This is a genomic window from Alcaligenes phenolicus (genome assembly GCF_032063905.1).
Lineage (GTDB): Bacteria > Pseudomonadota > Gammaproteobacteria > Burkholderiales > Burkholderiaceae_B > Alcaligenes > Alcaligenes phenolicus.
The window spans coordinates 85,764-97,885 of record NZ_DAMBOE010000006.1 but is presented as its reverse complement, the minus strand read 5'-3'; the positions used below and the strand labels follow the sequence as shown (position 1 = coordinate 97,885).

Here is a 12,122-nt window from a genome sequence, read left to right as displayed (position 1 = left end):
TATAAGCGACTTGGCATCATGACTGGGGCTTAACGCGTGATACGCGCCCGTCCACCAATCGTTGCAGCCAGACTGGCCACGAAGGCACCTACCAACAAGGACGCAAATGCCCACAGCGCGAAAGCCGCGGCTGCCTTGCGAGCGGTATCGGCCGCTTCACGAGCTTGCTGCTCCAGCTTGTCGGCTGTTTCCTTGGCTTGCTTTTGCACGGAGTCCAGACGCTCCTTGGCTTGCTCGGGCGTCAAGCCGGTACGATTGGCCACCAAACGCAGCAAGTAATCCTGATCCTGCTGGGACACCTCCCCTTCTTTCAGGCTGCGAGCCAGAATCCGGCTGACCTCACGTTCCGGGTTGCCAGTCTGAGCAGGCGCATTGGCAGGATCTGCCGGACGCAACAAGGTGTCGGTGAAATAGCCCAAGCCAGGGCCTTGCGCCTGATCCTTGCCTGCCTGGCCTACGATGGCCGATGCCGCTCCCACTCCAGCCCCGGCCAGATTCGCCCCTGCCTGAGCCGTACCCGAGACCAGCGAGGCGACACCCGAGCCCAGCAAGAAGACGCTGACAACCGCACTCACGGCCCAGACCAGAAAACCATGTGCCGTATCGCGGAAATGAACTTCGTCACCGTGAACACCTGTCCAATTGGTACGCAGACGTCCGGTGACATAGCCCGCAATACCGTAGGCAATGATCTGCGTGACAAAGAGCCAGATAATCGTCCCGATAGCCATCGTGGTGCCTGAGGCCCCGTCATTACTCCACGGGGAAATCGCCATGAAACCCAGGCCGGTCCCGCCTACCAGCAAGGTCACCGTCATGGCAGCGGCAATAACCGCGCCCCCGATGACAGCGCCCCAAGACACAGCGGAGTGCGAAGACTCCGCCACGGCTTGCGTCCCCAAACCTGCATCCGAACCAAATTGCGTTGTAGCCATGATGATTCCTTATTTCAGATTGTGATCGCACGCACCTTAGTGCCAAAACAGAGCCAGCAAAATGATGATAGGGATAGGAACACCCAGAAGCCATAAAAGGATCGATCGCATAAGCCCTCCCTTTGAATGAAAAACAAGAACTGAATGCAACAAAAAAAACACTTCACGCTCATTCTAGGCAGATAAAAAATCGATAAATTTTATAAAATGTAAAAAGAGAAACCGAATCAAAGCGCATGGCTGCAGGCCACCTCATTCTCAACATGGAGCGATTCATGACCCTGGACGAAAAGGGGTTAAACCCTTTTTACATAAGCTCTACAGAGGCAGACGAGAACGAAACAGGCTATACGATCAGGCAGCACACACCCGCAAACCAGGCCTCGCCCAAGAATTTCACACTAAGCTTGTATGGCTATACATGCTTATTTTTTATTATCTTGAAATACTTGATTACGTAGCTAATTGAATTGAGCAGCAGCAATAATAAATAAACAAAATAGTCGTGATAAGAAAAACAAAGGCAAGTAGAGAAACAATTATCGAACCACAAGAAAAAAGAAAAACAACTTCAGAAATAAAGCAAACAGAAAAAATCCAACACAGATATTGCAGGCCTCCGCATTCACCTCTGCACATGAAGTTCACTTGGCCAACACACCACCTTCCTGACCTTGCTGGCAGACTGCATCCCACGCGCATCTGTCCTCAAAAGCGACAAAGAAAGCCACAAAACCGTGCATGGAAGGGGCAGACTCGGTTATCCTGTTGCCTCCATTCAAGCTCGGCCGCTGCGGTGGTAAACCGCGCATCATGCGCCTTCTGTATCCCGATACTGCCAATGACGGCCTGCATTCACAGAGCCTAGCCTATGAGCGACCTCCAAAGTCTGATCGAATCGGCGTGGGAACAGCGAGCTTCCCTCTCCCCCCAAGAACACAGCATTGAACTGCGCACGGCCATCCATACCGTGATCGAAAAGCTGGATTACGGTTCCCTGCGTGTGGCGGAAAAAATCGACGGACAGTGGCAGGTCAACGACTGGGTCAAGAAAGCGATTCTTCTGTCCTTCAGGATCAACGAAAATCGCGTCATGGCCAGCGAGCCCGCTCCCTTCTATGACAAGGTGCCTCTGAAATTCGAGCAGCACGACCAGGCTGCATTTGCCCAGGCAGGCTTTCGCGCCGTTCCCGGTGCCGTGGTACGCCAAGGCGCTTACGTGGCTCCCGATGTCGTGCTGATGCCCTCCTTTGTGAACATCGGCGCTTATGTCGGTGAAGGCACCATGGTGGATACCTGGGCCACCGTCGGTTCCTGCGCCCAGATCGGCAAGCATGTTCACCTGTCGGGTGGCGTCGGTATTGGCGGGGTATTGGAGCCCCTACAGGCCAACCCCACTATCATTGAGGACAACTGTTTCATCGGTGCCCGTTCCGAAGTGGTGGAAGGGGTCATCGTGGAAGAGAACTCGGTGCTGGCCATGGGCGTATTCCTGTCGCAAAGCACCAAGATTTACGAGCGCGAAACGGGCAAGATTTACCAGGGCCGTGTCCCAGCCGGTTCGGTAGTGGTCCCTGGTTCCCTGCCTTCGGCCGATGGGCTGTACAGCCTGGCCTGCGCCATCATCGTCAAGCGTGTGGATGCCCGTACCCGCGCCAAGACCAGTATTAATGATTTACTTCGCGCCTGAACATGAGCACTGACAATTCTGTACTAGACACCCTCAAAGCCCTGATTGCCCGCCCCTCGGTCACCCCTGAGGACGCCCACTGCCAGCAATGGCTGGGCGCAAGGCTGGAGCAAGCGGGCTTTAGCCTGGAACATCTGCCCAGCGGCCCGGTGTCCAATCTGTGGGCCCGCCGTGGCACCCAGGCGCCCTTGTTTGTTTTTGCCGGTCACACAGACGTGGTTCCTACCGGGCCGGAAGCGGCCTGGGACTCGCCCCCGTTTGAGCCCACCGTGCGCGACGGTCAGCTGTATGGCCGTGGTGCGGCGGATATGAAAGCCTCGATTGCGGCCTTCATCCACGCAGTTGAGGAATTTACCCAGGCCCATCCTGAACACAAAGGCTCGATTGCCCTGCTGCTGACTTCGGATGAAGAAGGCCCCGCAACCGACGGCACCGTGCATGTGTGCCGTGTCCTGAAAGAGCGTGGCGAACAACTGGACTATTGCATCGTGGGCGAGCCCACCTGCTCGCGCCAATTAGGTGACACCATTAAAAATGGCCGTCGCGGCTCCCTGTCCGGTCACTTGATCGTAAAGGGTCGCCAAGGCCATGTGGCGTACCCGCAGTTGGCCATCAACCCGCTGCATGTATTCTCCCCTGCACTGCACGAACTGACAGACCGCATGTGGGACGCCGGCAATATCGACTTCCCGCCCACCAGCTTTCAGATTTCCAATATCCATGCCGGCACCGGGGCGGGTAATGTGATCCCCGGTCAACTGGATGTGCATTTCAACTTCCGCTTCTCCACCGAGCAAACACCTGCCGGCCTGCAAGCCGAAGTGGAATCCATCCTGCGCCGCCATGGTGTGGATTTCCAACTGGAATGGACACTGGGTGGCGAACCCTTCCTGACTGAGGCCGGACCGCTAAGCCAAGCTCTTGCCAAGGCCATTGAAACCGAAACCGGCGTGGAAACCGATCTGTCCACGACAGGCGGCACCTCGGATGGCCGCTTTATCGCTAAAATCTGCCCTCAAGTGGTCGAATTTGGCCCGCTCAACGCCAGCATCCATCAAATCAATGAACACGTTGCTGTGGCTGATCTTGAGCCTCTTAAAAACATTTATCGCCGTACATTGGAATCCCTGCTTTGTTAAGCCCTTGCATCGATCATTCCTCCCTGCTGGAAGCCCAGCAGGAACTGCGCACCGTGCGCGACTTGTTGCGCTGGTCTGTCAGCCAGTTCAACCGCTGTCAGCTGGCCTTCGGTCACGGCAGTGACAATGCCTGGGACGAGGCCGCCTATCTGCTGCTGCACACCCTGCATTTGCCCCTGGACACGCTAGACCCGTATCTGGATGCCACCGTGCTGGAGTCCGAGCGCGCTGCCTATCTGGCCCTGGTCGCACGACGCTGCAACGAGCGCGTGCCCGCCGCCTACCTGACTGGCGAAGCCTGGCTGCAAGGCCACCGCTTCCGCGTCACCGTCGACACCATCGTGCCGCGCTCTCCCATTGCTGAATTGCTGGCAGAGCAGTTGCAACCCTGGATTGCGGACCCCGATGCCATCTACAACGCCCTGGATTTGTGCACTGGCTCGGGCTGTCTGGCTATTTTGACCGCGCTGGCCTTCCCGCAAGCGCAAGTCGATGCCGTGGATCTGTCCGACGCCGCGCTGGAAGTGGCTCAGTCAAACATCGATGCCTTCGAGCTGAACGATCGCATGAGCTTGTACAAGAGCGATCTACTGGATCAATTGCCGCCAAGCGCTTACGACCTGATCATTTGCAACCCACCGTATGTGAATGAGCAGTCCATGCAGAACCTGCCCAAGGAATACCAGCACGAGCCACAACTGGCCCTGGCTGGGGGTGACGACGGTATGGACCTGGTGCGTCGCATTCTGGAAGCGGCCCCCAACTTCCTGGCGCCCGAAGGTGTGCTGGTATTGGAAATCGGCAATGAGTACGACAATTTCATCACCGCTTTCCCGGAGCTGGAGCCTATCTGGCTGAGCACGGAAACCGCTGAAGACCAGATTCTCTTGCTAAGCCGGGAGCAACTGGCTCTGTGATACGCGCAACTGGAATTACGCTGCGTCGCGGCGTCAAAGTCCTGCTGGACAATACTGATTTCATCGTCAACCCGGGCGAGCGCCTGGGCATTGTGGGCAAGAACGGTGCGGGTAAATCCTCGCTATTTGCCTTGTTGCAAGGCGAGCTGGATCTGGACGGGGGTGATCTGAGCATCCCCGAAGTCTGGGAAGTGGCCAGTGTGCGCCAGACCATTCCGGACCGTGACCGCCCTGCCCGCGAATTTGTTATCGATGGCGACGAGCGCTTGCGTGCCTTGCAGGAAAAACGTGCCAACACGCCCGATAGCGATGGTCAGGCCATTGCCGAACTGGAAAACGCCCTGATCGAAGCCGATGCCTGGTCCGCCCCCTCGCGTGCCGAGCAACTGCTGGCCGGTCTGGGTTTCCGCCCCGATCAGTGGATGCTGCCCGTGCGCGAGTTCTCCGGTGGCTGGCAAATGCGCCTGTCCCTGGCCCGCGCCCTGATGGCGCCTTCTGACCTGCTCTTGCTGGACGAACCCACCAACCACCTGGACTTGGACGCCATGCTCTGGCTGGAACGCTGGTTGGGCTCCTACCCCGGCACGGTCCTGCTGATTTCGCACGACACCGAGTTTCTGGATGCCGTGGCCCGTTCGATCCTGCACGTGGATCAAGGCAAGCTGGTTCGCTACAAAGGCGGCTACAACGACTTTCTGGTGCAACGTGCCGAGCGCGTGCAACAAAGCCAGATCGCCTACGAGCGTCAAACCCGTGAAGCCGCGCGCCTGCAAAGCTTTATTGACCGCTTCAAGGCCCAGGCCACCAAAGCCAAACAGGCGCAAAGCCGCGTCAAGGCTTTGGCCCGCATGCAGACCGTGACGCTCTTGCGCGACGACTCAAGCGTTTCCATTCGCCTGCCCTCGCCCGAATACACACCCGATCCCTTGCTGACATTGGATCAGGCTGATCTGGGTTACCCCGGTCAGGACAAGGCCATTTTGAGCCAGGTCCGTCTGATGGTGCGCGGCGGTGCCCGTGTGGGTATTTTGGGGATGAACGGTGCGGGTAAATCCACGCTGGTCAAAACCCTGGCTGGCAAGCTGGAACCTATCAAGGGCGAACGCCTGGAATCCAAAGGTCTGGTGATTGGCTACTTTGCCCAGCACCAGCTGGACTCCATTGACCCGGACTCCACTCCCCTGCAACATCTGGCGCGTCTGGCTCCGGATGTACGCGAGCAGGAACTGCGCAATTACCTGGGCTCCTTCGGTTTCAGCGGTGATATGGTCACCAGCCTGACCGCCCCCTTCTCCGGTGGCGAAAAGGCACGTCTGGCCCTGTCCCTGATTGTTTGGCAAAAACCCAACCTGCTCCTGCTGGACGAGCCAACCAACCACTTGGACGTGGATACCCGTGAGGCCCTGGCGACAGCCTTGGCTGATTACGGTGGCAGCGTGCTGCTGGTATCGCACGATCGCCATTTGTTGCGTTCTACCGTTGATTCTTTCTGGATTGTGGCCGATGGCCAGGTTCAGGAGTTTGACGGCGACCTGGAAGACTACCGCGACTGGCTACTGGCCCGCAGCGCGCAATCGCGCTCGGAAGCTCGCCAGGAAGCCCGTGCGGATACAGGCGCTGAAGGCACAGACCGCAAGACCCAACGCCGTCAGGAAGCCGAATTGCGTCAACGGCAAGCCCAACAACGCAAGCCATTGGAAAGCCGCTTGAAGAAAGTGGAGTCGGCCATGGAGAAAGCCCAGCTGCGTTTACAGGAGCTGGATACCTTGATGCAAGACTCCGACTTTTATTCAGACAGCTACAAGGACCAACGCCCCGCCTTGATGACCGAACATGGTGAGCTCACCAAGACGCATCAAACGCTGGAAGAAGAGTGGTTGGAAATTCAGGAAGCAATGGAAGAAATTGGGCGACAGGTTTAGGCCTATCGACTCCGTTCCGCTCGTGAACTCCTGAAAAAGAAGGCGCCATATCCACAAGGATTGGCGCCTTTTTGACGGAAGCTCTGGATGGCCTGTAAAACACACATTGAGACCTCGCGAGACTGCTGGCACCTGTTTACTGACACCTGGGGATCTGAGGCAGGCCCCTGAGCACCGGGAATATACACTCGTAAAGCTGGCAATGCTCCCTCATCCTTCGTTTTGATGCAGTACATCGTCCACTGCATACCTTAGCGAAGGTGATTCCGACCAGCAAACAGCAAACTCATATGAGCCAAAGCTCACTCGAGAACCGGCTCGACAACTCAGCTCCCTTCACCCCCATTCCCACGGCTCGCACAGCCCAAATATCCACACAGCAAGTCCACAATGGCCTCTTCCACCTGCTCCGGTGGATACGGCACACCGGGCGGAATGATCGCACCATGAATCAGAGACTCCAGACTTTGCATCACCACCCAGGTGGCTAAATCCAGATCCTTCGGGGCAACCTCGCTACGGTGCTCCTCCAACAGCTGACGAATGCGGTCACGAATACTTTGATCGGCCTGGCTCTCGCTAGCTGGCGCGTCAAAAAAAGGAAAATCCTTTTCCAGCACCCGGTGCAACTCCGGGTCCACCCGATGGGCCGCCAACCAGGCTTTCACCAAATCACTCAAACGCCCCCGCAACCCTAAAGACTGCGTACCGGCCAGACTGCTTTCCATGGCGGTGTTCATCTGCAAGGCATGGCGTTCATGCAAGGCTGCAATCAGGGAATCCTTGTTCGGGAAGTACTGATACACCGAGCCCACGCTAACTCCAGCCACTTCCGCGACCACATTGGTATTGGTGCCGGCATAGCCACGCTCGGACAAAACGCGAGCCGTTGCCTCCAAAATCGCCTCCACCAAAGCCCGGGAACGGCTTTGACGCGGGATACGACGGGCTTGAGGAAGCGTTTGCATAGGGACTCCGAATGCGAGTTTTCGATGTGAGCAATTATTCATATTATCTCAAATATCGAGCAATTACTCATGTTTGGAGTGTTTCATGTCTGTACCCAATTCGGCGCAAGCCACCTCGAAGGCGCAGTCGCCACCTGTCGCCCATATCTTCTTAACGCTGCTGCCTATCACGCTGGCCGTGTTCGTCAGTTTTCTAAGTATCGGGCTGCCCCTGCCCGTACTGCCCTTGCATGTACACAATGTGCTGGAGATGAGCACGCTGGTCGTGGGACTGGTTATCGGTGTTCAATTTGCAGCCGCTTTACTCTCCCGTGCTTGGGCCGGGAATCTGGCCGATACGCAAGGCTCCAAGCACGCCGTCATGCTGGGCCTGATGGTGATGTGCTTGTCCGGCCTGGCCTACCTGGCTTCTTTAAGCTTTGTCAGCACACCCACCCTGTCGGTCTGGGTACTGGTGATTGGTCGTATCCTGCTGGGCTGCGGTGAAAGCCTGATCGTAACGGGAGCCCTAAGCTGGGGCATCAGCCTGGTTGGCCCGCAAAATGCAGGCAAAGTCATGGCCTGGGTGGGTGTGGCCATGTACGGCGCCTACGCCGTCGGCGCCCCTCTGGGTGTTGTGGTGAACCAAGATTACGGTTTTAACGGTATCGCCGTCGCCGTCACGCTGTTGCCTTTAATTTCCCTGGTAATGCTACTTAAGGTCCGCGCCACCGCCCCGACTGCGCTGCGTCGCACCCCTTTCTACCAAGTCCTGGGGCTGGTCTGGGGCGCTGGTATGGGCTTGCTGCTGTGCAGTGTCGGTTTTGGTAGTCTGACCGCCTTTATTGCCCTGCTCTTTGCTGATCGCAACTGGGGCAATGCTTCGCTGGCATTCACTGCCTTTGGGCTTGCCTTCATTGCTGCGCGCATGTTCTTTGGGCATCTGCCTGACAAGCTGGGCGGGGCACGCGTCGCTTTGCTATGCGTGCTGGTGGAAGCAGTGGGTCTCTTGCTGATCTGGGGTGCCCACAGCCCTGCCATTGCGTACCTGGGTGCAGCCTTGACCGGATGGGGCTACTCCCTGGCCTTTCCTGGTTTTGGTGTCGAGGCCGTACGTCGCGCACCACCCGAGAGCCGAGGTGTTGCCATGGGTGCCTACGTCGCCTTTCTGGACATCTCTTTGGGTATCACCGGCCCTGCCCTGGGCGCAGTCGCCGAAACCTGGGGGCTGGAAGCGATTTATCTGTTCAGTGCAGTGGTCGTTAGCTTGTCTGTACTGGTGGCGCTGCGTTTGATGCGTCATCCTATAGCCCAGGTTTAAAACCCGTTCCCGCGAAAGCAATTTCATAAAAGGAAAAGGGACTGAGCTTGCCGTTAGGCAGCCTCAGTCCCTTTTTAAACCTTAGACAAAGTACCGCAAAGACTGCTCAAGACAGCTTTATGGGGCTACATACAAAAGGCGGCCCTGTTTTCTGGCTTGTTCCAGCTCCTGCACAACTTGCTGACGCGTCTTATGAGCACTGCCCGCAGGCAGGACTGGATATTCATCGTCTGCAAAATCCAGCAAGCCGGCTTGTTGGGCCTCCTGCAACTCCTGAACCACCTGAGCGCGCGTTTTAGCCGGACCTTGTGGGACTTTGGGGTAACCATGCGCAGCGACACTGATCAATCCCTGTTTCCGAGCTTGCTCCAATTCCTGCACAACCTGGGCGCGACTCTTGCTGTAGCTCTGGCCCTGCACCTGTGCAGTTCCGTCAGCCGCCCAAGCAGAGCTTGAAGCGATCAAAGCCGTGCAAGCCAATGTCCATAAACCTAATTTCATAATGAATCTCCTTGATTAAAAAAAAGCCGCCTCTCCGCCTGGACCTAAGCAGGTCGAACAAAGGGAGGCGCGATGGGATTGGGGGGTGAAGAACGCAGCAGCACGGCCAGGCACAAGGCCAGCAAGCTGCACCAAAACACCAGGTTGTAGGCGCTGATCTGCGCAGCGACCTGCGATTCACGAGCCAGAATGCGAGCCAAGGCGGCCACGCCGTCCGAAGCCCGCTCCATAACCAGAGGGTCACCCTCTACAAGATGGCTACTCAGACTGCTACGGCTGATATCGCCTGCCATGCGCAGCCAGGTAGAAACCAGCGTGGCGGCGGCAACAGGCGTAAAGACACGAGCAATGGGGACATACACACCCAAAGCCACCCCATGTTGAGGATTCAGATTGGTCACAAAAGCAGCGATCAAACCGATCAACATGGTGCTCTCGCCCACAGACTGCAAAATCAGGATCGAAACAAACTGCTCCACACGCCAGTCGTGGCTAATATGAGTTCCCAGCCAGGCGGTGAAGGCGATGATGCCTAAACCGAGAATCATCATCAGGCGTGGCTCAAGACGTCGAGCCAGATAGATCGCCAGCGGAGTCGAGGCCAGGTAAGCCCCAAACGCAATCCAGGTGGCAGCACCCGCTTGCAGGGGCTTCAAGTCCCCCATCTGGCTCAGAAAGCTGGGGATCAGCAAAGACGTCGGTGTCATCAACACGCCGAACAGGCAGGCAATAATCAGGCACACACGGATATTTCGATTGCTCAAAGCCATCAGGCTGGCAAAGGAGTTCTGCCTGCGCATGCCACGTCCTATCGCGGCCGCCACAAGCACCACGCCACCGAGCAAAGCAGAAACAACCAGACCGGAATCAGTCCAGCCCAACCGTTCCGCGGACTCTATCCCTACAAAGGCCAGCACCAAACCCGTACAAAACAAGGCCATCCCGCCCCAATCGGCGTTTTGCAATTGGTCGCGATCTATAGGCGTCAACGGCATGGCTTTCCAGGCCAGAAACGCAATCACTGGCCCCACAAAAGCAGTGGGCCAATACACCCAATGCCAACTGAACTCCTCCAGTAAAAAACCGGATGTGCCATAGCCCGCATCCATGCCGGTTGACACACGCAAGCTGTACGCTGCCATGACAGCTAGCCAAAGCCGAGGGTGCACGCTGCGCAAAGCCAGGGACATCGTCAGTGGCAGGTAAATCCCCAGGCAAAGTCCGGCCAATCCGTGCAGGCTCAACAAGACGGGGTAATGATGGGCAAAGAAAGGGATCAAAAAGGCGGCCAAGCCCAACAGCAGGCTGGGCACCAGCAGTACCCGGGTCGGCCCGATTACGGTTGCCAGCCACGGCGCAATCGGCATGGAGATCAACTGCGCCGCATTCAAGGCCGTTCCCAACCAGGCCGCCTCCAGCACATCCAAGCCAAACTGGCCGCCCAAGTCCGGCAAGGCAGCGGAAAACAGACGCCCTTGCACGGTGGTCAAGACCGCGCCCAGAAAGATCGCCATCACAGTCAGGACGGGGCGTGCGGTTTGCGTATTAGCCATCAGCCTGGAGAACGGCATGGTCAGCCCTCCTGAGCCCGAACGACGGCCAGCTGACGAGTCTGTTTCAAACCCGGCATGTCATAAGCCGCGACGTGGGAACCCGCCGTATCGATTTTGGCCTGAGCCGACATACCAGGGCGCAGACGCTCCAACCGTGCCTGGCCCGGCTCCAGCTCAATACGCACTGGTATGCGCTGCACCACTTTGGTGAAATTCCCGGAGGCATTATCGGCAGGCAATAAGGAAGACTCGGCCCCGCTCATGGGTGCAATCTCTACTACGCGCCCCCGCCAGCTGCCACCGGGCAGGCCATCCACAGTCAACTCCACCGGCTGCCCAGGCTGCACATGCGCAAGCTGCGTTTCCTTATAGTTTGCAAGCACATAGGCCTGTTCTAAAGGAACGATGGAGACAATCTGCGTGCCTGGACTGAGCAAGCTGCCAACCTGCACATGGCGTTTGTTCAAGACCCCATCAAAAGGAGCCACAATCCGCGTATAGCCCAAATTGCGACGCGCCGACTCCAGCGCCGCTTGAGCCGATTTCAGATCAGCGCTACGTATCGCCCGCTGGCCTTGCAGCACTTTCAAGGAGTGTTTCGCCAGCTCCACTTGCGCCGCCGCGGCTTCTCCTTGGCTGATGGCTTCGTCCAGATCCGCCTGGGCATTTTCATAACCCTGGCGCGACAAAGCGCCTTCCTTGACCAGCCTTGCCTGACGCGACGGATTATTGCGGTATTGCCGCACACGCACCTGCACGGAGCGCAATTTGGCTTGCGCCTCTTTAATACGCGCTTGCTGCTGTGCAATTTCACCATCCAGATTGTCCAGATTGGCCTGCGCCTTGGACTGATCGGCTTGCGCAGCCGCCACGGCCCACTCGTAATCAGCCGGATCAATCTGCGCAATCAAATCTCCCGCCTGGACTCGCTCATAGTCCCCCAAAGGCAGAGCTTTCACGTAGCCCGAGACCTTGGCACTGAGCACCGCAAAATCGGATTTCACGTAGGCATTCTGGGTGCTCTGTATACGCCGGCTACTGGTCCACTCATTCCACTGAGTGGTCGCCAGCACAAGCAGCCCAACAATGGCCAAACACCCCAGCCAAGGAGCCAGCCGCAAGCCCAGCACTTTGCGTTCCGTCGAAGTTGTTGATGTGCTCATTACCGTATTCCTACCCAATCAAAAATCACAACCT

At 57.4% G+C, this 12,122-nt stretch carries 10 protein-coding genes; 5 read left to right on the top strand and 5 right to left on the bottom strand.

Going from position 1 to position 12,122, the window contains the following annotated elements; genetic code table 11:
* Positions 1 to 29: 29 nt before the first annotated feature.
* Positions 30 to 935 (bottom strand): hypothetical protein, encoded by a 906-nt coding sequence (locus tag U2949_RS13250; RefSeq protein ID WP_009455739.1) that lies wholly within the window; start codon positions 933 to 935, stop codon positions 30 to 32.
* 871 nt (positions 936 to 1,806) lie between these two features.
* On the opposite strand from U2949_RS13250, the gene dapD reads away from it, so the two are divergent.
* The 4 genes from dapD to U2949_RS13230 are packed head-to-tail and all read left to right on the top strand — an operon-like array spanning position 1,807 to position 6,603.
* The gene (gene dapD / locus U2949_RS13245) at positions 1,807 to 2,625 is read left to right on the top strand and encodes a 2,3,4,5-tetrahydropyridine-2,6-dicarboxylate N-succinyltransferase (RefSeq protein WP_026482863.1); all 819 of its coding nucleotides are present in this window, start codon (positions 1,807 to 1,809) and stop codon (positions 2,623 to 2,625) included.
* A gap of 2 nt (positions 2,626 to 2,627) precedes the next feature.
* On the top strand, positions 2,628 to 3,764 hold the full coding sequence (dapE, locus tag U2949_RS13240; RefSeq protein ID WP_026482864.1) for a succinyl-diaminopimelate desuccinylase: 1,137 nt from the start codon (positions 2,628 to 2,630) through the stop codon (positions 3,762 to 3,764).
* Positions 3,758 to 4,681, top strand: coding sequence for a 50S ribosomal protein L3 N(5)-glutamine methyltransferase (gene prmB / locus U2949_RS13235; protein ID WP_254499450.1), 924 nt, complete (start codon positions 3,758 to 3,760; stop codon positions 4,679 to 4,681). The genes dapE and prmB overlap by 7 nt, the downstream gene beginning before the upstream one ends.
* Positions 4,678 to 6,603, top strand: coding sequence for an ATP-binding cassette domain-containing protein (locus U2949_RS13230; protein ID WP_257723158.1), 1,926 nt, complete (start codon positions 4,678 to 4,680; stop codon positions 6,601 to 6,603). Before prmB ends, U2949_RS13230 begins: the two co-directional genes overlap by 4 nt.
* A gap of 326 nt (positions 6,604 to 6,929) precedes the next feature.
* On the opposite strand, the gene U2949_RS13225 is transcribed toward U2949_RS13230, so the two are convergent.
* Entirely contained in the window at positions 6,930 to 7,571 is a 642-nt protein-coding gene (locus U2949_RS13225; RefSeq protein ID WP_257723159.1) for a TetR/AcrR family transcriptional regulator, read from the bottom strand.
* Positions 7,572 to 7,656: 85 nt separating this feature from the next.
* Between U2949_RS13225 and U2949_RS13220 the strand changes: the two genes are divergently transcribed.
* Positions 7,657 to 8,871 carry an arabinose transporter gene (locus tag U2949_RS13220; protein ID WP_257723160.1) on the top strand — a complete coding sequence of 405 codons (1,215 nt, stop codon included), beginning with the start codon at positions 7,657 to 7,659 and terminating at the stop codon, positions 8,869 to 8,871.
* A gap of 117 nt (positions 8,872 to 8,988) precedes the next feature.
* On the opposite strand, the gene U2949_RS13215 is transcribed toward U2949_RS13220, so the two are convergent.
* Genes U2949_RS13215 through U2949_RS13205 form a run of 3 tightly spaced genes read right to left on the bottom strand, consistent with a single transcriptional unit; the run spans position 8,989 to position 12,088 of the window.
* Positions 8,989 to 9,372, bottom strand: coding sequence for a DUF4148 domain-containing protein (locus U2949_RS13215; RefSeq protein ID WP_321288211.1), 384 nt, complete (start codon positions 9,370 to 9,372; stop codon positions 8,989 to 8,991).
* Between the two features lie 44 nt (positions 9,373 to 9,416).
* A complete protein-coding gene (locus U2949_RS13210; RefSeq protein ID WP_321288208.1) occupies positions 9,417 to 10,943 on the bottom strand; it encodes an MFS transporter in 1,527 nt (508 codons plus the stop codon).
* Between the two features lie 2 nt (positions 10,944 to 10,945).
* Complete coding sequence (locus U2949_RS13205) at positions 10,946 to 12,088, bottom strand: HlyD family secretion protein (protein WP_257723163.1); 1,143 nt, start codon at positions 12,086 to 12,088, stop codon at positions 10,946 to 10,948.
* Positions 12,089 to 12,122: the final 34 nt, after the last annotated feature.

Excerpts from the sequence above, each read along its gene's own strand:
- U2949_RS13225 (WP_257723159.1), bottom strand. The coding sequence starts at position 7,571 with ATGCAAACGCTTCCTCAAGCCCGTCGTATCCCGCGTCAAAGCCGTTCC.
- U2949_RS13205 (WP_257723163.1), bottom strand. The coding sequence starts at position 12,088 with ATGAGCACATCAACAACTTCGACGGAACGCAAAGTGCTGGGCTTGCGG.
- dapD (WP_026482863.1), top strand. The coding sequence starts at position 1,807 with ATGAGCGACCTCCAAAGTCTGATCGAATCGGCGTGGGAACAGCGAGCT.
- U2949_RS13215 (WP_321288211.1), bottom strand. The coding sequence starts at position 9,372 with ATGAAATTAGGTTTATGGACATTGGCTTGCACGGCTTTGATCGCTTCA.
- U2949_RS13250 (WP_009455739.1), bottom strand. The coding sequence starts at position 935 with ATGGCTACAACGCAATTTGGTTCGGATGCAGGTTTGGGGACGCAAGCC.
- U2949_RS13210 (WP_321288208.1), bottom strand. The coding sequence starts at position 10,943 with ATGCCGTTCTCCAGGCTGATGGCTAATACGCAAACCGCACGCCCCGTC.
- U2949_RS13220 (WP_257723160.1), top strand. The coding sequence starts at position 7,657 with ATGTCTGTACCCAATTCGGCGCAAGCCACCTCGAAGGCGCAGTCGCCA.
- dapE (WP_026482864.1), top strand. The coding sequence starts at position 2,628 with ATGAGCACTGACAATTCTGTACTAGACACCCTCAAAGCCCTGATTGCC.